The following is a 22,051-nucleotide window of genomic DNA, read 5'->3' as shown; positions in this document are numbered from 1 at the left end:
GTGACTACTTGCGCTCATCGTCGGCGAGAAATCGGCCAAACGCACCCCGCGCGAAGAGCAGCGGTTCCTTCGCATTGTAAGTATAGGCCTCGACCGCACCGAGAAAGATCACGTGGTCGCCGCCGTAATAGCGATTGACCGAGCGGCATTGAAAATTGGCGACGCTCTCAGCGAGCACCGGCGCGTTGCCGAGGCCCGGCGTCCAGTCGACACCGGTGAACTTGTCATCAGACGATTTGGCGAATTTGCTCGCAAGCGCCTGTTGCGAAACACCAAGAACGTTGACCGTGAAATGACTGGCGTTCTGGAAGATGGTTAGACTAGAGGAATAGACGACCAGGCTCCAAAGAACCAGCGGAGGATTCAGCGAGACCGAGGCGAACGAATTGCACGTCAGGCCATAGGGCTTGCCGTCAGGAGCAGCGGCTGTGATGATCGTCACCCCTGTGGCGTAGGTGCCAAGCGCGCTGCGAAAATCGCGGGGATCGATAGCTGAATTGTCGCTCGCGAACTCGTTGGCCGGATCGGGAACGGCAGGCTGCTTCGGCAGATCATTCATCGGCCGGCCTCACAGCGTGAGATTCTCAGACGGCAGGCCCAGCGCCACGCGTCCATAATTGGTCCCGGCTGCATCGAAATTAAACGCGAGATGCGAATTGATCGCGTGCGCATCGCGGAATTGCCGCTGCAACGCGCCCGTCGTGAACAGGCCCCGTGCTCCGCTCGCGGCAAACAGCATCGACACCGCATCTGTGCAGAAGTTTACTGAAAAGGCGCCGTCGCGCCGATATCTGGTCTTGGTCGCCATATCGGGGATATGACCCTGCCTTGCATCCTCCATGGCATTCAGACAGGCCGAGCGCATGATCAGGCGTGCAGCGTCGATCTTCGCCGAGGCCTCGGCGATCTTGATCTGGGTGCTTTGAAAGTCGCTCAGCTTGGCGTGGTTGTAGGTGGAAATGCGATGACGGACGACCTCCGCATAATCGTCGAGACACGCCTGCGCGTTTCCCAGCGCGACGCCTGAGAGGACGTAGGGAAACAGCGAGAACACCGGGAGCGCATACAGCGGGTTGGGATTGAGCTTGCTTCCCGGAGTCGGCCCACCGTCAAGATCGCCGACCGCGACCGTCATGTCGTCGGGCACGAAAGCGTCCCTGACCTCCACGTCGCAAGACCCTGTCCCGCGCAGCCCCGCGACATTCCAGGTGTCGAGGACTTTGTAGTCGGCTTTCGGGAGCAGAAATATCCGATACTCGATGCCGTCTGCCTCATCGTCGGAGTAGACCACGCTTGCAAGCATGTTCCATGCGCAAGAGGCGACGCCCGAGGAGAACGGCCAGCTGCCATGGAGCCGGTATCCGCCCTCGACCCTCGTGGCACGCCCGGCGGGAAAAATGAACGAGGACGCGATCAGCGCGTCCGGATCACGACTCCAGACCAGATCCTGCGCCGTCGGCTCGAACATGCCGAGCATCCAGTGATGGCTCGCCAGATTGGCCAGATTCCACGCCACCGACGCGTCTGCTTGTCCGAGCAGGTCCGCGCAATCGATCAAGGCGACATAATCGAGTTCTGCGCCGCCAATGCGCTTCGGCTGAAGCATCCGGAACAGGCCGGCGTCGTGCAGATCCTTCTCGGTTTCCGGCGGCAGATGCCGCAACTCTTCCGTTCGCGCCGCCCGCTCTCGCAGCCGCGGCAGAAGGGCCCGGGCCTTTGCGACCATTGCCGCATGGGCAGGTTCATCGGATTGCGCCGCCGCGGGCCGGCCCACGCTCGGCTCTTGACCAGGCGCCATTCGTATCCCTCGCTTTCACGCATTTATGCGGCGAGACCTTTGCCAAATCAAGCCGAGGCAGCGCTGTCCGGGTATGGTCGCCCTGAACCCGGCTGCCCGGGAAGGGCGATGCCGCGAGATGGCATCGCCAAGCTGTGATCCGCAAGCCCCGCGAGGCCTTGCCTGCAGGACTACCCCTCGCTCAGCCCGACGTCGAGGGTTTGCCCGAGCCGAACACGCCGTTTTGGGTGAACTGCGATATCCGACGCTCATCATAACCGAGCGTATCACGCAAGACCTGCTCCGTGTGCTCGCCCAGCAACGGAGCAGCCACAGGATCAATCGGGCCGGTCAAGCTCATGGTGATCGGCGGCTCGATGTTCGGGACCCACTCCGCCGTACGATGTGGAATCCGGTTCAAGCGATGGCGCTCTCGCGCCTCCGGTGCATTGAATCCCTCCTCGACAGTCCGGAGATAGCCGACCGGGATATTGGCCAGCTTCATCTTGGCCATCCAGTTCTCGAGGGTGTCGCTCGCAAAGACCTCCGCAATGGCCGCTCGCAAGAGCTCCTTGTGCTCGGAGCGGGCTTTGCGCGTCGCAAACTGCGGATCAGTGATGAGATCAGGCCTGTTCAGCACCTCGACGACCAATCTGCGATAGAGCCGGTCATTGGCACACGCGATGTAGAGCGGCCCATCGGAGGCCTCGTAAACACCGACGGTGGGAGACCCGCTCGGTGAATTACCGAACCGCCCAGGGTTCTCGCCGTTGATCAGATAAGCCATGCCATAGAAGCCGGTCATGCCCATCGCGACGTCGAACAGGGCGACCTCGACATGCTGACCGCGACCGAGCCGATCCCGAGCCAACAGCGCCATCAGGATGGCGTTGCAGGCAGACATCCCCGTCGCCATGTCCACGATGGGCGGGCCGGTGCGAACCGCCGGGCCATCGGCAAATCCGTTAAGCGACATGAAGCCGCTTTCCGCCTGCGTGATCGGATCAAAACCGGGACGCGAGGCAAATGGTCCGGTACGCCCGTAGGCGGAGATCGAGCAATAGACCAGCCGCGGATTGAGCGGCGCAACAGTTTCATAGTCCAGGCCAAATTTCTTCATGACCCCGCTGGAAAAGTTCTCGACGACCACGTCGGCCTTGCGAATCAAATCCAGCGCGATCTCACGAGCCTCCGGCACGGTAAGGTCGAGCGCGATGCCGCGCTTGTTGCGATTCAGGCTGAGATAGGCAGCACTCTCTCCGCCGATCTCGGCGTGTTCATACGCACGCGTGTCATCGCCCCCGTCTGGATTTTCGATCTTGATGACGTGCGCGCCGAAATCAGCAAGCGTCTGCGTACAGGCCGGGCCAGCAACCACACGCGTGAAATCGACGACCAGCAGACCATCGAGCGCGGTAGGCGCGCCCGTCGCCCGCGACGAACGTTCCGGCAATTGAGGCTTGGTGGGCATCGACGGCGCTCCCTTACATCGGCTTATGGTTGCCGAATTTCCCGCAGGAGCAAACTTAAAGCCCGGCCCCGCTGACTTCGCAAGTCCTTCGCCCGCATCGCTTCAATACGCAAAAAGGGCCCGGCAGCTGTCAAGCTGCCGGGCCCTTGGACGTTCGGTGTTGCGCTTCATCTCGCGCGAACCATTCCGTTGCGGGAATCGCGTTCCGCACCACGGGAAACCCGGCTCCATTCGCTCAGCGAAGCCGCTTTCGCCAGTAAAGCGTGTGCGCCCAAGCCCAGGGCACAAGGGGTTCGAAGAGCCGATAGCCCGCCCGGATGAAATTATTGGCAGACACCGGATTGTCCGTCGTATCCGAGACGATGCTGTCCCGTCCAATACGCCGTCCCCTCGCCTCGATCACCCGCATCAGCCTGCACTGGAGGTCACGTCCCCGGTGCCGCTGCAACACACCGACCCTGGAGAAATAGCCGCCATTTCGAATGTGCGATGACGGCACGACGCCGGCGAATGCTACCGGCTCGTCGCCGTGATAGGCAAGCCACCACGCCCCTAACTCGAATTGTGGCAAGGCAGCCGCATCGAAGAACGTCGACTGATGCAGATCGGCCAATGTGTCGGCGATGTCGTCATCGGATGCATCGACAATGCGAATTCTGTACATGAGACGGTCCATTGGGATGAAATGACGCGAGTGGAAGTGCAGCAATCTCGTGCCGATTGAGGCTCACTTGCCCAGCACGACCTTGACGCCTAGCCAAACCGCGCCCATCAGCCCGGTGGCAATCTTGTCGCTGAACAGCTTGAACCCGTGGCCGAGGCCAAGGCTGGCGATCTTGCCCTCGATCAGCCGCTTGGACGATTGCGTCAGCGTCCGCTGCGCTTCTCGAATGCACACCGCGAGCGTGCCGCGCTCGGCCTGGCAGGTCTCGACCAGGAGTTCGCCGAAGAAATGCGATTTTCCCGAGCCGCGCCCACCGTAAACGCCCTTGTAGCGGGCGGGCTTGAGCAGCGGCTCGAAGATCTTGGCCGTCGGAATTTTCAGGATGGACAATCGATGCACTCGCTCACCCTAGGGCAGGCCGGTGCGCCTGCGCCACATCACGGACCAGTCCTCGTTGTCTAGGTTCGCTAGTGAGGGACGGCTTGCTCAACTCTCGCTGATCTACTAACTGTTTCGCGCGCGGTAGTTTCGCGGAACACATGCCGCATTCACCGAGGAATGGGGGGCTTACGTGAACACTGCTATTCGTCGCGGAATTCTCAGTCAGGCTTTCTCTACGCGGCCGTGATCGCTCTCGCGCTTCCTGGTTTCGCACAGGAACCGCCCGCACCGGCATTCGACAAATGGCGTCCCACGGCCGGCGTCTACGCCGAACCCGGCAAGAATTTCCAATCGTCCTGCGATGAGAGCGGCGGCCTTACGATCGACCTTGGCGAAAAGTCGGTCAGCGGTTAAGGAGGGACATTTCACCGGCGAGGGCCGCAAGCTGTCCTATTGCAGCGACCAGGCGCAGCGCGCCTACGCCGCGCAACGGCGGACCAACACCAGACCAAGAACTGACGAAAGCATGACCGAGACGAAAACCCGCTACCGATTGCCCGGCGCGGGCTGAACAAACCATGCCTGATGATGCCCTTCTGCCGGTGTTTTGCCCCGAATTGTCAAACGACAATCCAATTCCAGATCGGGCTTCTCGTAGCTCAGACGTCGCGCCCGGCGGCGCCGCCGCTCGCGCTCCCCGGATACACGATGATCCGCTCGACCCGGTGAATCAATTCCAGCACGCCATCCTCGCCGTTCTCGATCGGTTGCGCCGCCTTGCCCCAGCCGCGATCGAGGATCGCATTGGCGGCCGAGACCCGGGCGGCCGGCGTTGCGTCGTCGCTGCGCATGATGCCGACCAGCACCCTGAGCGCGGCTCTGGTGTGGCTGCGCGCCAGCGAGCGGATTTCGGTCAGGGTGCGCGCGCTGGACGTCTTCCGTCGCGCCGGCGCGCGGACCGGCTCGCTCACGAGCGCAATTTCCATGTCCTCGCTCAAGACAACGTCTCCCACAGCGCGATTGCAACCAGGCCCGCGAGCGCGAGCGATATCAGATAGGCGGTCATCGTCTCTCCTCGACAAAGAAAATGCGCGGCAGATCGCGAATGAGGCGCGATCGTTTCGGGCGCGAACCCTATCTCCGTATCCGGAGACCGCAGCGGCGCGAGCAGATCGCTCGCACCGCGGACCGGCACGTTCGCGCGTGCACGGCCAGCAATGGTACGGACGGCGGCACGCCGATCGGCGCTCCCTCAACGCGTTTCAAGCGAGTGCGTGGCCGTGATGCGTGGGCCGCCGTCCGATTCCGAAAATGGGATACGAAAAAACCCGCGGCGGATTTTGTCCCGCGCGGGTGTTACGAACTTTTCGATGATGCCACTATGCCAGTGTTTTGCCCGACGGGTCAAGCTCAGTTTCGATTTTTACGAATTAAAACCGACGGAGACCTTCGAGAAACCATTTCCAGTCAGGCTGCCGGCGTTCCCCCGACGTGCCAACGAACGAACCGTCCCTGCCCGCGTTAGCGTGACAGGAGGATCGACCAATGACACTAAACATGACGCCGAAAACCTCGCGGGACTTGCCCGGCCGAAAGCCGCGCATCGACGGAGAGCCCGACACGCGCGAGGCCATCATCCCCGACGCTGGCGAAACCGAGGACAGGGATCGCGATCTCGTTCACGGCGAGGGCGGAACCGTCGATCTTCCCACCAGGCCTGGCGATCTCTCGAAGGATGATTAGGCCGGCGAGCCCGAATGACGAGGCTCTTCCTCCCATTCTGATATGTGGTGCGCAACGGGCTTGCTTCAAGTCCCCGGTGATCGCGTAGAACCCTCGGCCCAACCAACACGTCGAGGGGTCACGACATGTCCGTATTGCTTCCGACGTCCCGGTCGCGCAGCCGGAAACAACAGGCCACCGCGAACAATTTGGCGACGATAGACCATGCCGTCGTCATCGCCGGTGGCGGACCGACCGGTCTGATGCTGGCCGCGGAGCTCGCGCTCGCGCATGTCGACGTCGCCGTCGTCGAACGGCGCGCCGATCAGGAACTGGTCGGCACGCGCGCCGGCGGCTTGCACGCGCGCAGCATCGAGATCCTCGACCAGCGCGGCGTCGCGGATCGTTTCCTGCGCGAAGGACAAATCACCCAGCTCGCGGGCTTCGCCTGGACCAGGCTCGACATCAGCGATCTCCCCACCCGGCACGCTTACGGACTCGCACTGCGGCAGAGCCACATCGAGCGCATCCTGGCCGACTGGGTCAGCGAGCTCGCGGTGCCGATCTATCGAAACCGCGAGGTGACGGGTTTTGCGCAGGACGAGACCGGCATCGACGTGACGCTCTCCGGCGGCGAGACCTTGCGCGCGAATTATCTGGTCGGCTGTGACGGCGGCCGCAGCCTGGTGCGCAAGGCCGCCGGCATCGACTTCGCCGGCTCCGAGCCGACGCTGAGCAACCTCATGGCCGAAGTCGACATGCGCGACGAGCCCGCCTGGGGACTGCGCCACGACGCGCTCGGCTTTCACGGCCTCAGCAAGACCGAGAGCGGACGCGTGCTGGTGGTCGTGACGGAAGCGACGCTCGATCGCACGGGCGCGCCCGGCGCCCGCGATCTCGGCGACGCCCTCGTCGCCGTCTACGGCACCGACTTCGGCCTGCAAAACCCGTCCTGGATCTCCCGCTTCACCGATGCGGCTCGGCAGGCCGTGTCCTATCGCAAGCGTCGCGTACTGCTCGCCGGCGATGCCGCGCATATCCATCACTCCGTCGGCGGACAAGGCCTCAACATTGGCTTGCAGGACGCTGTCAATCTCGGCTGGAAGCTCGCGCAAGTGGTCAAGGGCCTGTCGCCCGAAACCCTGCTCGACAGCTACCACGCCGAGCGCCATCCCGTCGCCGCGCGGACCTTGCGCAACACCAAGGCGCAAATCGCCCTGCTCCGCCGCGGCGAGGACGGCCTTAAGGCCGCGCGCGAGGTCGTCGCCGATCTGCTCGCGATGGACACGCCGCGCCAACGTTTTGGCGCGATGATGAGCGGGCTCGACGTGCACTACGATCTCGGGCAAGGCCACGCGCTGCTCGGGCGGCGGATGCCCGATCTCGATCTGACGGTCGACGGGCAGCCGCTGCGACTGTTCACGCTGCTGCACGGAGCACGCGGCTTGCTGCTCAATTTTGGCAAGGCCGGCAACATCGACCTCACGCCCTGGGCAGATCGCATCGATATCGTCGAAGCGGACTATCACGGTGCTTGGGAGCTTCCGTCCGTCGGACAGATCGCGGCGCCCGGCGCCGTGCTGGTGCGGCCCGACGGGCATGTGGGCTGGGTGGGAGACGAGAGCCAACGCGGACTTACGGACGCGATGACGAGGTGGTTCGGACGGGCCGCGACGTAACGCACGAATCTCCGGCGCGCCGGTCGAGACAAAGAAGCCCGCGGATTTCCGCGGGCTTGAACCAGGCGCCTTTTCGATGATGCCATTCTGCCAGTGTTTTGCCCGACGTGTCAAACGACAGATCTCGAACAACATTCGCACGTCTCAAAACTTGCACTTCACTCCGGCCGAAGCAACGGCCGTATCCAGCGGGCATACCACTCCTCAGCGTCATTGTGCGGACTGCCTGCGCCATCCACTCCAAAGATCGGTGGCGGAATGAAATAGCTTGGCTCATTCGCAAATGGACCTATCGGTATGCTCGGCCTCAGCGGTCGGCCGTCAGCGGTCGGCATGGTCCAGTTGCCAAACCGATCGTTGAATTCCGTGGAAGGCAGATAAGGGACGGGCGCACTTCCCGACGTGAAAACGCTGCCCGCATTCGACTCATTGACACGGGTGAGACGGCGGACCTCTTCGGGCGGGATAGCCCCCGAACCAGGAGTAACTGGCGCTTCAATTCCGCTCGGCTGAGCGGGCATGGCACCATCTGCCACTGCGGTCCATTGCCCGAAACGATCGGTAAAGTTGTTCGCCCGCGCGGAATTTTGGTCGAGCGAGTTGTCCGATCGTTGCTGCGCACCAGACTGTGACGCCGCTATGGCAGATACTCCGCTCGCTTTTCCGCTAGCGGGTTCGGCGCCAGCGGCAGAACTCGCCGCCCCCGTCAGTCCAAGAGTCCCCGCGATAGGCAGCCAAGCCGGTAAGAGCGGCAACAATTCGGGTGCTACCATCGCGCCCCCGAAAATCGCGAGTCCGCGCAAAACAGCCGGACGGTCGGCAGGATCGTAGGGGAGATTATACGGGTCAGGTCCCATCAATGGCGATCCATCCGAACGCCTGAGCAGATCGCTGGTCTCCGGATTGAATTGCAGAACTTGCGGAGACGGCGGCATCGCCGTGCTGGGAGGCAGTTTGCCGAGCCGCTGCTCATCTGGACCAGGCAGCGGAAATGCCGGCACTCCGCCTGCGAAGCGTGGATCGCTCCGCGCGAACCCTTCCGTTGCGTTCAGACCTGCAAGAGAAGGCGAACTGTAGCCTGGCAGCGGTGGAAACTCGCTTGGGTTGACCGGTGTCGAGCCGGGTATACGAAAGGTGCTTGAGGAGGGATCAAGGGGTGTGAACTTGGACCAAGGCGTATCCTTCAAGTCTTTGTGGCCGGGCGTTAGGTTGAGGCCAGGATTGTCGGCCATTGTCTTACTGAGCTGCTTTTCCCTCTCGAAATTGCCCAGGTACGGCGAGAATTTGATAAGATGACTTCCCGTCCGCCTGAGCTCGCGGATTCTGTTCTGTTCTTCGGGGTAATCGGCAAGATATTTTCCACGACCGGCGAGCAAGCTCTTGTTGCCAGGTGTCACATCAGCGCCGGAACTCGGCGTGTTGGTGTAAAGGTCTTCATTTGCAAGCGCAATTCTCATCGCATCTTGCAGATCCTCGACAGCCTTCAAGCGAAGAATAGAGTCAGAGATCTCAGCAATCGCGTCAAGCTCTTTGCAAGCCGCGTAGTATGATTCGAGATGCCCACCGGGATGAGGAGATACCCCCATTTCGGCAGCGAGCAGCCGACTTCTCGGAAGATAAACAATATTTGCAGGCGCATCCAAATCCACCCCTTGCAAGGCTTCGTGGCGCCCACAGTGCTCTGGAATAATATGGTGACCCCATAGAATTGAACTTCGCATGATGTCCCTCAGGAGGATCAGCGGCCGCTTGAGCCGTCAAATGTCCAAAGCATTATTGAATTTGATTCCGAGAAGGCCGGCTTCCTTGCAGGCATCCTTGAGCGCCTGATCGCAAATAACCGTCCTAGAGCAGAAGGCCATTCGGAATACATGTGCACTTCCCACCGCGTCTTCGTTGAAGACGAGTTTGGCGCCGGTGCTGAACTTGTAGTATTTCTTGCCGAAATTGTTGTACTTTGGGTCGTCTTGGATACCTATCTCAAGCCGTGACTGCTCTTCGTCCAGTGCGTCCAGGACGCGAGTGGCATCGCACAACCAGTATCGCGGGCCATCGTAGGTCCCCCGGGAAACACTCACGTCGCATGCTGCAAATTCGAATCCGGCATGATCGACGGCTTGAAAGACCTTCTTCGCTTGCTCAGACACCAGCCAAAAAGAGTGAAACTCTCTGATGTCCAAAGATCGTCGCACTCGCTTCTTCTTAAACAGGAAGCGCGGCGGCTCGAAGTATTCCGGAAATCCCCGCCGGCCCGGTGGCGGCGCAAGGACTTGCGTGCCAGGAACAAGAGCACCAGCGTTCTCCCAGGTCAAACGAGGGCGAGCGGGGCGGTAATCCATGGCCATTTCATAGTACTTTCCCTTCCGCACGCTGCGGCGACGAGGTCCAACCTTCTCGTTGTCGTCATTCATGATGGTCTGCCGGTGGCAAGAGTAACATCGTTAGATCAGCGAGGACTGGGCCTGCCGGATTGCGGGCGTCACCTGCGGCTCCGTTGATCTTGGTGCTCTATGTTCTGCGAGAATGATCATCACGTGCCTTCGGTCTTTCCTTGCCGCAGCGTGGTGGCTCGATCATCGGAGTACCAATATGAGCATGCGAATGCGGCAAAGCCGTCGAAAGGTCACACCGATTTCGCCAAGGCAGCCTGTTCAAGCCGCACGTCCGCCAAGGAGCTGAAAATCTTCTACTCGTGCCCACGAGCTCTATCCGCTAAAAGATTTTGGCCCCAAGTCTTCATCGCTAAAGCGAACCGCACCGAACGCCTCGCGACCTGCTCAGCTTTTGCTTCGGGATCCGCAACCGTTGCCAGACCTCATGACGACGAAGGCTTCAATTAGCTCAAAGCTTGGAGACATCGCAAAACCGTATCCTCTTGAGACCGGCCGACTTGCAGGCATCCTTCATGTCTTGATCGCATATGACGTCAGCCTCGCTATGAGCCATACGAAAGATATGTGCTTTGCCGATTGCAGCCTCCGTAAAGACCAGCTTGGAGCCCGGCATGGTCAAGTAGACCTTCTTTCCAAATTTGAGGGAGCGAGGATCGTCCTCAGTTCGGATGGTCAAACGCGATTGCGCTTCATCAAGTGCATCAAGGATGCGAACAACATCGCAGAGCCAATAGTCCGGGCCCTCGTAGCTACCATGCGGCACTCGCGCCGTGCACGGCACAAACACAAAGGCCTCCGGATCAAGCCGCTCAAATACTGCTTTTGTCCGATCCGAAATGAGCCACCATCCGTAGTAAGGCTCAAGGTCCATTGGCAAGCTGCCAGCCGATTTATCAAACACGAAGGGCGCAGGCGCGGTAGAAGCCGGCAGACGGAATACCTTGTAAGGAGGAAGGATACTTTCGTCCTCGAGCCAATAGCCCGCCTTGCCTCCCACCCCGTAGTCGGGACCCATTTCGTAAAAGCGGCGCTTTCGCGCTCGGGGCCGTTTTGCAATGAAAACTCCCCTATCCTCGCCCATGCCTACGTCCCATTGAACATCATGCCCATCGGGGCACGACGAAGACTCAATTGCTAACAAAAAAGCCCGCGGCACCCCCGCGGGCTCGATCCAAATTCATCTCGATGATGTCATTCTGCCAGTGTTTTGCCCGACGTGTCAAATGACGCATCCTGAATGGGACGCACGCAACTCCCTTCGCGTATCGTTACAGTCGATTATGCCGAACCATCGGTACAGAAAAGAACGGGCAAGCCTTCAAATCGATCGGAGGCCTGGTAACGAGCCGAGAAGCGCTCGCGCGAATCTCGACCAAATGTATCGCCGTCTTTGACGACAAGCCCGTGCTCGACCAGATAGACGGCAAGACCGTCCACCTTGTTGATCAGCGTTGGGAGTGTCAGCTTGTGGGTCTCGAACTCGATTTCACGCTCAGCAAATGCTGACAATCCCATTGTTACTGCTCCGATGCCTGTCTTTGATCGGAACGGTAATATGTCCACCCATAGTGAGGAAGGATAGTCCGGATACGGCGCAAACGATTGGCTGGACATGTCCAACCATAGATCGGCGGATCGTGCGACCTTCCCATTCCATACAACAGCGCAACATTCCGGCACCGCCGCAATCAATGCGCCGATGACAGCCGTCGTTAGACGAGCGGCGGGCACCGGACGCTGATTTTGGCCAAGCACAGAGACGATCAGATGCCCTCGATGCCGCGCCGCAGCCGACTTGCTCTCTGGCCATGTCGTGGAAGCGCGCGACCACAAGCCGGGATCGTCAGGAATGCGCGCCGGCATCGACATGACGGCAACAAGCTCGTTGCCACAGCGAATGAGCGGCGAGTTTGCCCGAGCCTGTTGCGCCTCTCCGTTCTCCGCAACCTCAGTTGCCAGCTCCGGATGTCGCGCGCGAAGGGCCTTGGCAACCGCCGACATGTCCGGCGTCACAGGATTATCCAATAAGACCAGAGAGAGAATCGAGTTACTCATCGACTGCCCCGCAGAAATTGCGGCGAGCCCGATAACGCCGCTCTCGCCCAAAGGTTGAATATTTTGCATTAATGGAACAAACCAAGAACAAGGTCAAGCGATATTCCTTGCCCGCATGATGAGAGCACACAGATATCGGCTTCGAGCCGAACAGGCCGGTTTATCTAGTCGGCGACACGGATGTTCGTTCTGATAAGAGTGCTTCTCCTGATGCGGGGTGGGCCGCCGCATCAGGTCTACAGCTTTCCCACCACAACGCCGGACGCGGTTGTCGAACCCATTCATCCGAAAGCCGTGCGGGTGATCTTGACTACGAACGAAGAACAGGACGTGTGCGCCCTGGGATGAAGCCAACGCGCTGCTACAGCCGCTGCCGTACGGCCGCTTGAAGATCGTGACGCGCGGCATCGAGCAGGAAGACGCGTTCGCTGCCACAACAGTTGATCGTGAATGTTTGAACTGGCGAACTGCATAGCAATGCGGTCAACACTCAACTCAACATCTGCATTTCGAGAGGCTGAATTTGGAAAGGCTGAACTGTTTCAGTGTACGGGAACATGCGGTCCAATTGTTGACGGAGGCAGCCATAGTGTGTATATATACACATCATGAATAGCCGGGAGGTTATCAAGGCGATTCAAAAGGATGGTTGGTATCAAGTGGCTCAAAAAGGCAGCCATGTTCAATTCAAGCATCCGATCAAGCAGGGACGAGTAACGGTTCCCCACCCTGCACGGAACATCCCTATTGGGACACTGAAGAGCATTGAGAAGCAGTCTGGCCTACAACTGAGGTAAGAACCATGCGCAACTATATTGGTCTTATCCATAAGGATGCCGACAGCCATTTCGGCGTTTCGTTTCCGGATTTCCCCGGGGCTGTTACTGCCGGCACCACCCTGGATGACGCTCGTCATATGGCGGAAGAGGCTCTGGCCCTTCATATCGAGGGTATGACGGAGGATGGCGAAGCCATCCCCGAACCCTCTGCCCTCGAAGAGGTCATGTCGGATCCGAACAACCGCACCGGCGTTGCTATTCTGGTCTCGGTCAAGACGGAAGCGCCGAAAGCAATCCGCGTCAACGTCACCCTTCCCGGCGATGTGTTGGATCAGATCGACAAATACGCTGAGGCACACGGCTTCACACGCTCGGGCCTTCTCACCCAAGCCGCTAAAAAGCTGATGGCCGAGACCGCATAAGCAAAAGCCCGAGATCATTTCTCGGGCTCCTTCTCCTTCTCAGCTTGCGCCAGCTTCTTGCGGCTTCGGATTCATCTTGAACTTCCGGATTCAAAGATCCGCACCGATCGGCCGCCGCGGCGCTGCAGCGTGATCCTGTGCGAAGTCGATCCACCGCAGCTCGCATCCACGTGAAAATTGAAAACTCTTGCACCGCAAAATGAGTAAGCCACTCAAGCCGGCCGCGCTGCACGCCCGAAAGATTCTTCTCAACAAACTAGCAAATGACAAAGACGGTCCGAAACCGGCGGCCTAGGCTTGATCCATCACCGCGCCTCACTCGGCATCGATCGGCAACGACAACGCCGGGGTTGCGCTCCCGCCTGCTCGCACGATGGACATGCCATGCAGAAGCGCCGACGTTTCAAGCAGACCACGACACTCACCGAACGGCTCGCCGAGGAGGCCGCGCGGCTTCGCGAGGAAGCGCGCACGCTCGCGCCGGGGCGCCGCCGCGAAATGCTGCTGCGCAAGGCGCGGCAGGACGAGACCGCCATGCACATCGACGCCTGGCTGCATTCGCCAGGGCTGAGGGCACCGTCATGACCCTACAATATCGCGCCTACCTCGTTGGCGACAACGGCGTCTTCCACTCCGCCGAAGCGTTCGAGGCCGCCTCCGATGCGAACGCCCTCACCTTCGCGCAGCAGTTCACGCGGCGCGGCAAGGTCGAGGTCTGGCAGCTCGGCCGCAAGATCGCCGTGCTCGAGCCCGAGTCATCGCCGCCGGAATTCCTCACGCGTCAATGATCGCGTGATGTCGAGGGCGTCCTGAAGGTCTCGAACGCGAACGAGAACTTGACCTGCATCACGGGACCCCCGGCATCGCGAACGTCGATCGCCATGGTCTGCCTGCCGCCCGCCGCAGGCGCGGAGAGGATGGCATCGCGCGCCATGTCCGCGACCGACTTTGCGGCCTCCGCCTGAACGGCGCGCAAGCTGGCCAGCTCCAGCCCTTCCTCGTCGAGCGCTACACCAGTGTCGTCGCGCAGGTCGAAATAATATCGGGGCATCGCAGCATCCTTTGGCGGTATAGGTCCGAAACGGCCAAAGGGTTTCGAGCGGCTCGAAAAAAACTGTTGGAATCAATAGGTTCCGGGAACTCCTCTGTTCCCTTTTGACGATCCAACGCCTGCCCTTCGCCTGTGTGCGCCCGGCGCCAGCGTCGAATTCCATCGGCGAACAAGCGCCGGCCGCCGCGTCCCGCCCGTCATGTCTCATTCCATCGAAGGAGGATTTCGCCCGCTGTGTGCGCGGCGTCACGGAAGCACGCGCCAGGTCGGCCTATCACTCATCCCACGACGACGGCTTGGAACAAAACAAACAACCAGACAGGTGGACCATGACGAAGACCTTGATGATCACGAAGATGGCGGCAGCGATCGTGTTGGCCAGTGTTGCGGCAGGCGTTGCGAGCAGCTCGGCGCAGGCCGGCTGGGGCCAGAATGGACAGTATGGCAACACGCCGCAGGCCCGCCCTCAATTCGGTCCCCATTTCAACGGCTATGGCGGCAACGGCGGCCAGCGCCCGGTCGTCTATCCCGGCCCCCGGCCGATGCCCCAGGTCATTGTCTATCCGCGGCCCGTGCCGCCCCCCTATATCCCGCCGCAGGTCGTGGTCCGGCCGGTGCAGTATCCGGTTGTCGTGAACAGGCCGGTGTACGTTCCGACGCCGCAGGTGGTGGAAAAGACGGTCGTCGTGCAGCGCCCCGCCGTGGTTGCGGCACCGGTCGCGGCGGCTGCGCCCGCCCCGGTGGTCAACAACAACTGCAACTGCCTCGTGAAGGAATATCCGCAGGCCGGTGTCGTGGTGTTCAGGGATATCTGCACCAAGGAAAGTGCGACCTACACCAACCTGCCGCAGCAGACCACGCAGGCCGTGCTGCCGCCGACCCAGTAATCGCGCGGAAGCCCGCGCGCTGGATACGATGACAAATCGAACGCGGCAGCATCGCCTGCCGCGTTCGTGTTTCGGGGGTGAAAGCGACAAGGGCGCACCGACATTCGGCGCACCCTCACTCCTCCGCAAGCTTCCCGACGATATAGGCATCCACCGTTTCGGCGAACGAGCGCTGCACACCGACCGCGATCCCATGCTGGTCGAGCGCGTCGCGCTGGAGCATGCGCAGGCCGCGCCCGCGCATGCAGGCCGGCGCCGTGTTCAGATATTGATCGATGGCGCCCTTTGCGAGCGGGATGGCCTTCGGGTCACCCCTTGCGATCAGAAGCCGCAAGAGGCTCTGGCATTCGGCCAAACCTGGCATGGGATCAGCGCCTCACGCCTGCCGCGATTTCGTCGGCCGCTTGACCGGCTGGGTGTGGGTGCCGAACAGCGCCAGCAAAAACGCGACTTCTTCCTTCGAACCAACCTGGATACCGACTTGGATCATGATGATCTCCTTTTCGCTAGGTTGGTCGGGCACAGCCGGCGGAGCGTTCGAGACAATCTGGTTTCAGCACTGTTTCAGGCGTGTTTCGTCGGGGCGCGCCATGGCGGGCCAGCAAATTAGGAACTGCTTGTGGGATGAAGAAGTTATTCGGGCGTCGGTCCGGATGCACGACCGGCACCTCCCAACGGCCTCAGCTCGCCCCCCGGCTGGGGCCGTTTCTTCTCCCGCGCAAATTCAACCCGAGCGCGCGTTCTGGTCTCGGCTGGGCTTCTCCCAGGACAGCTTGTTGCAGCCGGAACACCGAAAGATGGCAATCGCCCCCTCGGGTGAACTGACCGCGTCGATGAAGGTCATGGGCTTGTTGCACGCGGCACACATGGCCCGCAGCCTGGTATCTCGGTTCGTCATGCGCGCAAACGCGGGACAGCGGGATAGGTTTCTATTGCTCTTCGTGGTTCCTTAACGCCTGCGACCTAATTTTTTCCCGCGGCGTTTGAGAGGGCGTGGGGTTCGCGTGATGGCTGTGAAATGTGCGGGATGTGCCGACGGGACCGAGCTCCCGTTCCAGTTCAAGATGGCGTTTCAGCCGATCGTCAAGGTCGTCGAACACCGCATCTGGGGCTATGAAGCCCTGGTGCGCGGGCCGAACGGCGAAAGCGCGCACAGCGTCCTCAGCCAGCTCACCGACCAGCAGCTCTACCGCTTCGACCAGGCCGCGCGCGTGATGGCGATCGAAACCGCAGGCGCGCTGTTCCAGGACCCGGAGGCGCGGCTCTCGATCAACTTCCTGCCGAACGCGGTGTACGAGCCGCGCGCTTGCATCCAGAAATCGCTGGAGGCCGCGCGCCGCGCGAGCTTCCCGACATCGAATTTGATGTTCGAATTCACCGAGAACGAGCGGATCGCCGATCCCGCGCATATCGAAAACATCGTCCGCACCTACAAGGCCTTCGGGTTCTGGACCGCACTGGACGATTTCGGCGCCGGCTATGCCGGCCTCAGCCTGCTGGCCCGGTTGCAGCCGAACCTGATCAAGATCGACATGGAGCTGGTGAGAGACATCCAGCTCAGCCACCCCAAGCAGGTGATCGTCTCGGCGGTGGCCGCGATCGCGCGCGAGCTCGATATCACCGTGCTGGCCGAAGGCGTCGAGAGCGAAGCCGAGCTCACTTGCTTGCGGGCCGCCGGCATCGCGCTGTTCCAGGGTTACTATTTCGCAAAACCGGGGTTCATGTCGCTGCCGCAGGTCCGCGGATTTCAGCAGATGGATGTCTCGATCGCCAGTTGACGAAAGAGGCGGCCTGTTTTTCAGGGTCCGCGCTTCTGCGTGACGAGGCGCAGCGCGATGCCGTGCTGCCAGGCTCGCACCCTCACGGCCGCTTCGCTGCGACCAAGCTCGCCGGCGATCTCGTCCGGCCGCCAGCCGGCTTCGGCCAGCGCCTTCAGCCGCTCGTGCTCTTCCGCTGTCCACTTCTTCAACAACGGGTAGCGTGATTGCATGGTCGGAAGCGGTCTCGCCTGCGTGGTCGATGCAGGCGACAAGCGCGCGAAGCAGGCGAAGTTCCTATCCGACATTGCCATGAGATCTGCAGCGCGATCTGCAGCGCGCCATCCCGCAAATGGACCGGGGCCTGCGACAGTGCTCGCTCAGATCCAGACTTCCTCGCGGCACGAATCGCACCGATAGATCAGGACCGAGCAATCGCGCCTCACGTCGAAGATCGACGTCAGGCAGCGCGTGCCCCTCTCGCATTTGGGACATGCCGGCCCCGACTTGTATTGGTGATCCGGCCACGTTGCCGGGCCTGCTTGCTGTTCGCTGCTCATCTCATTCCTCGTTGGAGGACTGAGTTCCTAAGTGCCAAAGTGGACATTCGTTCCAATCACCCGGGTGGCGCTTCGAATGGAAGAGAGGGCCTAGACGCCCCATGATCGCGCGCGCCGATTATCGGCTTCATCCTGAACGATCAAGCGGGTTTGTCCTGAACGATCAAACCGGCTTGCTGTTGGCGGGTCCCCCCCCCCCCCGCAATTCGTCCAGGCTCTCGAGTGTGCAGATGCGCGCGGCGCGGCGGGCCAGTTCGTCGTAATTTTGCGCCACCTTGCGCAGCACGTCCCGCGTCTCGGGATATTCGCAATTATCCGCCTTGGTGCGGAATTCTTCCGCCCGCATCCGCCAGTACCGCGGAGGATGCATCCGCTCGGCTCCCATGGGCCACTCCCCTCAGTTGGTCCAACTGTTCATGTTCCTTAATGAAGAGCACGTCCAAGAGTTCCCGCGCAGATGTTCCGGTTCCGATCACACGTCGAGATTGCGCACGAACTGCAGCAGACGACGACAGCATCTCGCGGGAAAGATCGACTTTAGTTCAAATGCAGCAGGGCGGATTCGGCAGGATGCAATGGGTTCGCGCCATGCTGGAACATCTCCCTTGCGACAGACGCAACCGGGATAGCTCGGAGAGATCGTCGATGTATGTCGTCGCCGCCGCGTTGCTGGTGCTGTCGGGACTGTTCTACTCCGCGAGCCATCACGAGATCGGCTCGTTCGGCGTCACCATGTGCACCTATGGAAGTGCGTTCTGCGACAATCCCCTGATCGTCTTTTCCGGCGCCGTGCTGGCCGGCGCCTGGGGCATGTTCGTCAGCATCAAATAGTCCCGACGGCACTTGCTCAGGGGACAAGCGTCTCGCCGGTGTACGTGCGGGGTTGTCGGATTGCGCGACGGCCGCCCGGTCGCCCGGTCGCGCTCGGGATGCGCGCTAAAGCGGGCAGCGTATTCTTCGATCATGTACTTATACAGGTGTTTTGCCCGACGAGTCAAAGGGCGATTAGCTTTATCAGAAATGAGCGAGGCGCCCGCTCCCGCTCGCCCGGGAACCTTGTTCCCTCGTTGGCATTTGTGAAGGACGCGCCCCGACCGAGGTCCCTCCCGCCATGACCGACAGTGCCCTCACTCCCACGAAATCCGCGCCGACGCTGTTGCAGAGGCTGGGGCCGGGTCTCGTCACCGGGGCGGCGGACGACGATCCGTCGGGCATCGCCACCTATTCGCAGGCCGGCGCGCAATTCGGCTACGGACTGCTCTGGACGGTGTTCCTGACCACGCCGTTCATGATCGCGATCCAGCTCGTCAGCGCCCGGATCGGCCGCGTCACCGGCAAGGGGCTGGCCGCCAACGTCATGCAGATCGCGCCGCGCTGGGCGGTGCTGTCGCTCGTCGCCATGCTCGTCGCCGCCAACACTTTCAACATCGCCGCCGACATCGCGGCGATGGCGGAGGCGCTGTCGCTGGTGATCGGCGGCCTCAACCACGAGCACGCGCTGATCTTCGCGGCGGGCTCGACGCTGCTGCAGGTGTTCCTGCCCTATCGGCGCTATTCGCCGGTGCTGAAATTTCTCACCTTGGCGCTGTTCGCCTATGTCGCGACCGCCTTCACCGTGCAGATTCCGTGGAGCACGGCGCTGCTCGCGGCGGTGTGGCCGAAGACGAATGTCAGCGCCGACTATTTCTTGATGGTCGTCGCCGTGCTCGGCACCACGATCAGCCCGTATCTGTTCTTCTGGCAGGCCTCGCAGGAGGTCGAGGAGATGAACCAGGGCAAGCGCGACAAGCCGCTGCGCGAGCTGAAGCACGGCGGCAGTCCGGAACTGGCGCGCATCCGGGCCGACACCCTCTCCGGCATGCTGCTCTCCAACGGCATCGCCTTCTTCATCATCCTCACCACCGCGTCGGTGCTGCACGCGAATGGCGTCACCAACATCAGTTCGGCGACGGAGGCAGCCGAAGCGCTGCGGCCGCTCGCCGGCGACTTCACCTTCGCCCTGTTTGCGACCGGCATCATCGGCACCGGCCTGCTCGCCATCCCGGTGCTGGCGGGATCGGCCGCCTACGGCGTGGCGGAGATCTTCGGCTGGCGCGCCACGCTGGAGGCGAAGCCCGACGAGGCGGTCGGCTTCTACACCATCATCGCCGCGGCAACCGCGATCGGCTTCGGTCTCGGGTTCACCGGCATCGACTCGATCCACATGCTGGTCTGGAGCGCCGTGCTCAACGGCATCGTCGCCGTTCCGATCATGGCCATGATGATGCTGATCGTCTCGAGCAAGGCGATCATGGGCCGCTTCAAGGGCCGCTCATGGCTCGTCGCGCTGGGCTGGCTCGGCACCGCGCTGATGGCGCTGGCCGTGCTCGCGCTGCTCGGCTCGTCCGTGATCGGCTGACTAACTTTGCGACAGGGCCGCCGAGATCTGCGAGGCGATGATGAGGGCCGCGAACACGGCCGGCACGCTGATGAAGCGCAGGAACTGGTCGATCGAAAGCATCGCTGTCTCCCCCAAGACAAAAAACGTCTCCGCCCGCCGCGCTATTCCACCCCGTGCGCGGCGTGCTGATCGGCCGTCAAAAACTGATCGGAGATGGCGGCTCCACCCATCGTGAGCAGCGCCAGGATCGAAATCACAGCCAGAAATTTCATGGCCGGAGGGTCGATCCCGATTGCGGCCAAAAACGTCACAGCATGGTCCCTTTTCACGTCGATCCCGGGAAAGATCATGGCTCTCCCCACCAGATTCCGCCGAGTTTTCCGCTAGAATGGCCGGAACGGGCTTGCCCGCGCACCTCGCCGGACTTCACTGCGCAGGGCCGTTAGCCTAACAATTGTGGCTTGAGCCGGGCTTGCGGGCCGGCCAAAGAAAAAGCCCAGCCGGGCAACAGGGAGCGACATGAGCAAATCATCAAAAGCAACAAGTCTCGAAATTCTCGCCTGCGATGCCGGTTGGAGAAACTACCACTTCGTCAAGCTGACGACCGAAGACGGCATCGTCGGCTGGAGCGAGTTCGACGAGGGCTTCGGCTCGCCCGGCGTCGGCGCTGCGATCCTGCGCCTGTCCGCCCGCGTCGTCGGGCAGAACGTTTTCCGGCACGAGCGCATCTACGCCGAACTGTTCGCGGCCACACGTCCCGCCGCCGGCGGCGTGGTGGCGCAGGCGCTCGGCGCGATCGAGAATGCGCTGCTCGATGCCAAGGCGAAGTGTCTCGGTGTGCCCTGCTATGAACTGCTCGGTGGCAAGATCCGCGACCGTGTCAGGGTCTATTGGTCGCATTGCGCAACGTGGCGGATCAATCATCCGTCCTGGTACAAGCCGCCGATCGAGAACCTCGACGGTGTCAAGGCGATGGGACGCGAGGTGCGCGAGAAGAAGTTCACCGCGCTCAAGACCAACATCTTCTCCTACGATGACGGCAAGCCGACCGGCTGGCGGCCGGGCTTCGGCTCGCCCTTCGCCCCCGAGATCAACGTCGATCGCAAAATCCTGCGCGACCTGCGCATGCATCTGGAAGCGATCCGCGACGGTGCAGGCCCTGACGTCGACATCCTGCTTGACTGCAACTTCAACGCCAAGACCGAGGGCTATTTGGAGATCCTGCGCACCATCGCGGACCTCGACATGTTCTGGATCGAGATCGACAGTTTCAACCCGGAAGCGCTCGGTTACATCCGCAGGCAAAGCCCGCACCCCATCTCGTCCTGCGAGACGCTATTGGGCCTGCGCGAATTCCTGCCCTATTTCCAAGAACAGGCCATGGACGTCGCGATCATCGACACGCCCTGGAACGGCGTCTGGCAGTCGATGAAGATCGCAGCCGCTGCGGAAGCGTTCGAAGTGAACGTTGCGCCGCATAATTTCTACGGTCATCTCTGCTCGATGATGAACGCGCATTTCTGCGCCGCCGTACCTAATCTTCGCATCATGGAGATCGATATCGATCGCCTGGCGTGGGACCGCGAGCTGTTCACACATGAGCCGGAAATTCAGAACGGCCATCTGGTCATTCCGGACCGGCCCGGCTGGGGCACCGATCCGAACGAGGAAGCCCTTCGCGCGCACCCGCCGAAGACCAGCGGCGGGCTCCTCAACTACGGTCGCAAGAATTAGAGCGTCTTACGGCGTTATCGGATTGACGGTCGGGGACGTCTTTGGCCCCGGCCGCGCCGGCTCAATCGGTGATTTCGGTTCGGTCGGGAGAATCTTGGCACCTACGGCGCGCGCAGCTTCTCCCGTGGTTGCATACATCGCAACGTGAGCAGGCTGCGTCTTGGCGCGATTCCATGGCCCATGATCGACGACGAGCATCGCGGCAATCGTCACCGCCGCCACAATCAACGCGATCACGCCGGGATGGCGAAGCGCCGAAGACATGGAATTTGCGAAGCGATCCGCTGCCATCGAAGGACCCATCCAATTTATCCTATCGCAGGTTAATTCAATTCGGCC

At 61.4% G+C, this 22,051-nt stretch carries 26 protein-coding genes and 1 pseudogene; 11 read left to right on the top strand and 16 right to left on the bottom strand.

Translation table 11 applies throughout. The features are described from left to right. Window positions 1-4 precede the first annotated feature (4 nt). From ABIC03_RS10270 to ABIC03_RS10245, 6 genes and pseudogenes are all read right to left on the bottom strand, one after another. A complete protein-coding gene (locus tag ABIC03_RS10270; RefSeq protein WP_275169795.1) occupies window positions 5-559 on the bottom strand; it encodes a flavin reductase family protein in 555 nt (184 codons plus the stop codon). Between the two features lie 9 nt (window positions 560-568). After that, on the bottom strand, window positions 569-1,798 hold the full coding sequence (locus tag ABIC03_RS10265; protein WP_354057740.1) for an acyl-CoA dehydrogenase family protein: 1,230 nt from the start codon (window positions 1,796-1,798) through the stop codon (window positions 569-571). A gap of 181 nt (window positions 1,799-1,979) precedes the next feature. After that, the gene (locus ABIC03_RS10260) at window positions 1,980-3,248 is read right to left on the bottom strand and encodes a CaiB/BaiF CoA transferase family protein (RefSeq protein WP_354057738.1); all 1,269 of its coding nucleotides are present in this window, start codon (window positions 3,246-3,248) and stop codon (window positions 1,980-1,982) included. A gap of 235 nt (window positions 3,249-3,483) precedes the next feature. Next, entirely contained in the window at window positions 3,484-3,912 is a 429-nt protein-coding gene (locus ABIC03_RS10255) for a GNAT family N-acetyltransferase (RefSeq protein WP_354057736.1), read from the bottom strand. A gap of 114 nt (window positions 3,913-4,026) precedes the next feature. Then, window positions 4,027-4,302 (bottom strand): annotated as a pseudogene (locus tag ABIC03_RS10250) (phage terminase large subunit); the annotation flags it as partial. A 650-nt stretch (window positions 4,303-4,952) separates the two neighbouring features. Beyond that, window positions 4,953-5,279: a hypothetical protein gene (locus ABIC03_RS10245; RefSeq protein WP_502916923.1), complete on the bottom strand. Its 327-nt coding sequence runs from the start codon at window positions 5,277-5,279 to the stop codon at window positions 4,953-4,955. A 559-nt stretch (window positions 5,280-5,838) separates the two neighbouring features. Between ABIC03_RS10245 and ABIC03_RS10240 the strand changes: the two genes are divergently transcribed. Beyond that, complete coding sequence (locus ABIC03_RS10240; RefSeq protein WP_354057732.1) at window positions 5,839-6,036, top strand: hypothetical protein; 198 nt, start codon at window positions 5,839-5,841, stop codon at window positions 6,034-6,036. A 125-nt stretch (window positions 6,037-6,161) separates the two neighbouring features. Next, window positions 6,162-7,694, top strand: a complete 1,533-nt coding sequence (locus ABIC03_RS10235) for an FAD-dependent monooxygenase (protein WP_354057730.1) — start codon at window positions 6,162-6,164, stop codon at window positions 7,692-7,694. A gap of 158 nt (window positions 7,695-7,852) precedes the next feature. Here ABIC03_RS10235 and ABIC03_RS10230 read toward each other — a convergent pair whose 3' ends face one another. The 4 genes from ABIC03_RS10230 to ABIC03_RS10215 all read right to left on the bottom strand — a co-directional run bounded on the left by ABIC03_RS10230 (window position 7,853) and on the right by ABIC03_RS10215 (window position 12,211). Further along, on the bottom strand, window positions 7,853-9,415 hold the full coding sequence (locus tag ABIC03_RS10230; RefSeq protein WP_354057728.1) for an AHH domain-containing protein: 1,563 nt from the start codon (window positions 9,413-9,415) through the stop codon (window positions 7,853-7,855). Window positions 9,416-9,451: 36 nt separating this feature from the next. Continuing rightward, window positions 9,452-10,105 carry an imm11 family protein gene (locus ABIC03_RS10225; protein WP_354057726.1) on the bottom strand — a complete coding sequence of 218 codons (654 nt, stop codon included), beginning with the start codon at window positions 10,103-10,105 and terminating at the stop codon, window positions 9,452-9,454. Between the two features lie 430 nt (window positions 10,106-10,535). After that, a complete protein-coding gene (locus ABIC03_RS10220) occupies window positions 10,536-11,168 on the bottom strand; it encodes an imm11 family protein (protein ID WP_354057724.1) in 633 nt (210 codons plus the stop codon). Between the two features lie 197 nt (window positions 11,169-11,365). After that, complete coding sequence (locus tag ABIC03_RS10215; protein WP_354057722.1) at window positions 11,366-12,211, bottom strand: DUF4261 domain-containing protein; 846 nt, start codon at window positions 12,209-12,211, stop codon at window positions 11,366-11,368. A gap of 539 nt (window positions 12,212-12,750) precedes the next feature. Here ABIC03_RS10215 and ABIC03_RS10205 point away from each other — a divergent pair. The 4 genes from ABIC03_RS10205 (at window position 12,751) to ABIC03_RS10190 (ending at window position 14,131) form a co-directional block, all read left to right on the top strand. Further along, window positions 12,751-12,939 (top strand): type II toxin-antitoxin system HicA family toxin, encoded by a 189-nt coding sequence (locus tag ABIC03_RS10205; protein WP_354057720.1) that lies wholly within the window; start codon window positions 12,751-12,753, stop codon window positions 12,937-12,939. A 5-nt stretch (window positions 12,940-12,944) separates the two neighbouring features. Then, window positions 12,945-13,343 (top strand): type II toxin-antitoxin system HicB family antitoxin, encoded by a 399-nt coding sequence (locus ABIC03_RS10200; protein ID WP_354057718.1) that lies wholly within the window; start codon window positions 12,945-12,947, stop codon window positions 13,341-13,343. Between the two features lie 384 nt (window positions 13,344-13,727). Beyond that, window positions 13,728-13,928 carry a hypothetical protein gene (locus tag ABIC03_RS10195; protein WP_354057716.1) on the top strand — a complete coding sequence of 67 codons (201 nt, stop codon included), beginning with the start codon at window positions 13,728-13,730 and terminating at the stop codon, window positions 13,926-13,928. After that, window positions 13,925-14,131, top strand: a complete 207-nt coding sequence (locus ABIC03_RS10190) for a hypothetical protein (protein ID WP_354057714.1) — start codon at window positions 13,925-13,927, stop codon at window positions 14,129-14,131. Before ABIC03_RS10195 ends, ABIC03_RS10190 begins: the two co-directional genes overlap by 4 nt. On the opposite strand, the gene ABIC03_RS10185 is transcribed toward ABIC03_RS10190, so the two are convergent. Then, window positions 14,125-14,394, bottom strand: coding sequence for a DUF6894 family protein (locus ABIC03_RS10185; RefSeq protein ID WP_354057712.1), 270 nt, complete (start codon window positions 14,392-14,394; stop codon window positions 14,125-14,127). The genes ABIC03_RS10190 and ABIC03_RS10185 overlap by 7 nt on opposite strands. Before the next feature lie 329 nt (window positions 14,395-14,723). On the opposite strand from ABIC03_RS10185, the gene ABIC03_RS10180 reads away from it, so the two are divergent. Next, window positions 14,724-15,281, top strand: a complete 558-nt coding sequence (locus ABIC03_RS10180; RefSeq protein WP_354057710.1) for a hypothetical protein — start codon at window positions 14,724-14,726, stop codon at window positions 15,279-15,281. Between the two features lie 115 nt (window positions 15,282-15,396). On the opposite strand, the gene ABIC03_RS10175 is transcribed toward ABIC03_RS10180, so the two are convergent. Then, complete coding sequence (locus ABIC03_RS10175) at window positions 15,397-15,645, bottom strand: hypothetical protein (RefSeq protein ID WP_354057708.1); 249 nt, start codon at window positions 15,643-15,645, stop codon at window positions 15,397-15,399. Window positions 15,646-16,288: 643 nt separating this feature from the next. Here ABIC03_RS10175 and ABIC03_RS10170 point away from each other — a divergent pair. Next, window positions 16,289-17,059 (top strand): EAL domain-containing protein, encoded by a 771-nt coding sequence (locus ABIC03_RS10170; RefSeq protein WP_354057706.1) that lies wholly within the window; start codon window positions 16,289-16,291, stop codon window positions 17,057-17,059. A 20-nt stretch (window positions 17,060-17,079) separates the two neighbouring features. Here the strand turns inward: ABIC03_RS10170 and ABIC03_RS10165 are convergent, their stop codons facing one another. Together ABIC03_RS10165 and ABIC03_RS10160 are read right to left on the bottom strand one after the other, a co-directional pair. Beyond that, window positions 17,080-17,271 (bottom strand): hypothetical protein, encoded by a 192-nt coding sequence (locus ABIC03_RS10165; RefSeq protein WP_027519295.1) that lies wholly within the window; start codon window positions 17,269-17,271, stop codon window positions 17,080-17,082. 490 nt (window positions 17,272-17,761) lie between these two features. Beyond that, window positions 17,762-17,983, bottom strand: coding sequence for a hypothetical protein (locus ABIC03_RS10160; protein WP_354057704.1), 222 nt, complete (start codon window positions 17,981-17,983; stop codon window positions 17,762-17,764). Between the two features lie 260 nt (window positions 17,984-18,243). On the opposite strand from ABIC03_RS10160, the gene ABIC03_RS10155 reads away from it, so the two are divergent. Beyond that, window positions 18,244-18,429: a hypothetical protein gene (locus ABIC03_RS10155; RefSeq protein ID WP_354057702.1), complete on the top strand. Its 186-nt coding sequence runs from the start codon at window positions 18,244-18,246 to the stop codon at window positions 18,427-18,429. 280 nt (window positions 18,430-18,709) lie between these two features. Further along, entirely contained in the window at window positions 18,710-19,996 is a 1,287-nt protein-coding gene (locus tag ABIC03_RS10150; protein ID WP_354057700.1) for an NRAMP family divalent metal transporter, read from the top strand. A gap of 143 nt (window positions 19,997-20,139) precedes the next feature. Here the strand turns inward: ABIC03_RS10150 and ABIC03_RS10145 are convergent, their stop codons facing one another. Beyond that, complete coding sequence (locus ABIC03_RS10145) at window positions 20,140-20,328, bottom strand: hypothetical protein (RefSeq protein WP_354057698.1); 189 nt, start codon at window positions 20,326-20,328, stop codon at window positions 20,140-20,142. Window positions 20,329-20,497: 169 nt separating this feature from the next. Between ABIC03_RS10145 and ABIC03_RS10140 the strand changes: the two genes are divergently transcribed. Continuing rightward, window positions 20,498-21,712, top strand: a complete 1,215-nt coding sequence (locus ABIC03_RS10140) for a mandelate racemase/muconate lactonizing enzyme family protein (protein ID WP_354057696.1) — start codon at window positions 20,498-20,500, stop codon at window positions 21,710-21,712. 6 nt (window positions 21,713-21,718) lie between these two features. Here the strand turns inward: ABIC03_RS10140 and ABIC03_RS10135 are convergent, their stop codons facing one another. Then, window positions 21,719-22,015 carry a hypothetical protein gene (locus ABIC03_RS10135; protein WP_354057694.1) on the bottom strand — a complete coding sequence of 99 codons (297 nt, stop codon included), beginning with the start codon at window positions 22,013-22,015 and terminating at the stop codon, window positions 21,719-21,721. Window positions 22,016-22,051 lie beyond the last annotated feature (36 nt).

It is taken from the genome of Bradyrhizobium sp. RT6a, assembly GCF_040547675.1.
Classification (GTDB): domain Bacteria; phylum Pseudomonadota; class Alphaproteobacteria; order Rhizobiales; family Xanthobacteraceae; genus Bradyrhizobium.
This window is presented reverse-complemented; position numbering and strand designations above follow the sequence as displayed.

What these genes read in the sequence shown, in the direction of transcription:
- ABIC03_RS10270 (WP_275169795.1), bottom strand. Translation starts at nt 559, where the DNA reads ATGAATGATCTGCCGAAGCAGCCTGCCGTTCCCGATCCGGCCAACGAG.
- ABIC03_RS10265 (WP_354057740.1), bottom strand. Translation starts at nt 1,798, where the DNA reads ATGGCGCCTGGTCAAGAGCCGAGCGTGGGCCGGCCCGCGGCGGCGCAA.
- ABIC03_RS10260 (WP_354057738.1), bottom strand. Translation starts at nt 3,248, where the DNA reads ATGCCCACCAAGCCTCAATTGCCGGAACGTTCGTCGCGGGCGACGGGC.
- ABIC03_RS10255 (WP_354057736.1), bottom strand. Translation starts at nt 3,912, where the DNA reads ATGTACAGAATTCGCATTGTCGATGCATCCGATGACGACATCGCCGAC.
- ABIC03_RS10245 (WP_502916923.1), bottom strand. Translation starts at nt 5,279, where the DNA reads ATGGAAATTGCGCTCGTGAGCGAGCCGGTCCGCGCGCCGGCGCGACGG.
- ABIC03_RS10240 (WP_354057732.1), top strand. Translation starts at nt 5,839, where the DNA reads ATGACACTAAACATGACGCCGAAAACCTCGCGGGACTTGCCCGGCCGA.
- ABIC03_RS10235 (WP_354057730.1), top strand. Translation starts at nt 6,162, where the DNA reads ATGTCCGTATTGCTTCCGACGTCCCGGTCGCGCAGCCGGAAACAACAG.
- ABIC03_RS10230 (WP_354057728.1), bottom strand. Translation starts at nt 9,415, where the DNA reads ATGCGAAGTTCAATTCTATGGGGTCACCATATTATTCCAGAGCACTGT.
- ABIC03_RS10225 (WP_354057726.1), bottom strand. Translation starts at nt 10,105, where the DNA reads ATGAATGACGACAACGAGAAGGTTGGACCTCGTCGCCGCAGCGTGCGG.
- ABIC03_RS10220 (WP_354057724.1), bottom strand. Translation starts at nt 11,168, where the DNA reads ATGGGCGAGGATAGGGGAGTTTTCATTGCAAAACGGCCCCGAGCGCGA.
- ABIC03_RS10215 (WP_354057722.1), bottom strand. Translation starts at nt 12,211, where the DNA reads ATGCAAAATATTCAACCTTTGGGCGAGAGCGGCGTTATCGGGCTCGCC.
- ABIC03_RS10205 (WP_354057720.1), top strand. Translation starts at nt 12,751, where the DNA reads ATGAATAGCCGGGAGGTTATCAAGGCGATTCAAAAGGATGGTTGGTAT.
- ABIC03_RS10200 (WP_354057718.1), top strand. Translation starts at nt 12,945, where the DNA reads ATGCGCAACTATATTGGTCTTATCCATAAGGATGCCGACAGCCATTTC.
- ABIC03_RS10195 (WP_354057716.1), top strand. Translation starts at nt 13,728, where the DNA reads ATGCAGAAGCGCCGACGTTTCAAGCAGACCACGACACTCACCGAACGG.
- ABIC03_RS10190 (WP_354057714.1), top strand. Translation starts at nt 13,925, where the DNA reads ATGACCCTACAATATCGCGCCTACCTCGTTGGCGACAACGGCGTCTTC.
- ABIC03_RS10185 (WP_354057712.1), bottom strand. Translation starts at nt 14,394, where the DNA reads ATGCCCCGATATTATTTCGACCTGCGCGACGACACTGGTGTAGCGCTC.
- ABIC03_RS10180 (WP_354057710.1), top strand. Translation starts at nt 14,724, where the DNA reads ATGACGAAGACCTTGATGATCACGAAGATGGCGGCAGCGATCGTGTTG.
- ABIC03_RS10175 (WP_354057708.1), bottom strand. Translation starts at nt 15,645, where the DNA reads ATGCCAGGTTTGGCCGAATGCCAGAGCCTCTTGCGGCTTCTGATCGCA.
- ABIC03_RS10170 (WP_354057706.1), top strand. Translation starts at nt 16,289, where the DNA reads ATGGCTGTGAAATGTGCGGGATGTGCCGACGGGACCGAGCTCCCGTTC.
- ABIC03_RS10165 (WP_027519295.1), bottom strand. Translation starts at nt 17,271, where the DNA reads ATGCAATCACGCTACCCGTTGTTGAAGAAGTGGACAGCGGAAGAGCAC.
- ABIC03_RS10160 (WP_354057704.1), bottom strand. Translation starts at nt 17,983, where the DNA reads ATGGGAGCCGAGCGGATGCATCCTCCGCGGTACTGGCGGATGCGGGCG.
- ABIC03_RS10155 (WP_354057702.1), top strand. Translation starts at nt 18,244, where the DNA reads ATGTATGTCGTCGCCGCCGCGTTGCTGGTGCTGTCGGGACTGTTCTAC.
- ABIC03_RS10150 (WP_354057700.1), top strand. Translation starts at nt 18,710, where the DNA reads ATGACCGACAGTGCCCTCACTCCCACGAAATCCGCGCCGACGCTGTTG.
- ABIC03_RS10145 (WP_354057698.1), bottom strand. Translation starts at nt 20,328, where the DNA reads ATGATCTTTCCCGGGATCGACGTGAAAAGGGACCATGCTGTGACGTTT.
- ABIC03_RS10140 (WP_354057696.1), top strand. Translation starts at nt 20,498, where the DNA reads ATGAGCAAATCATCAAAAGCAACAAGTCTCGAAATTCTCGCCTGCGAT.
- ABIC03_RS10135 (WP_354057694.1), bottom strand. Translation starts at nt 22,015, where the DNA reads ATGGGTCCTTCGATGGCAGCGGATCGCTTCGCAAATTCCATGTCTTCG.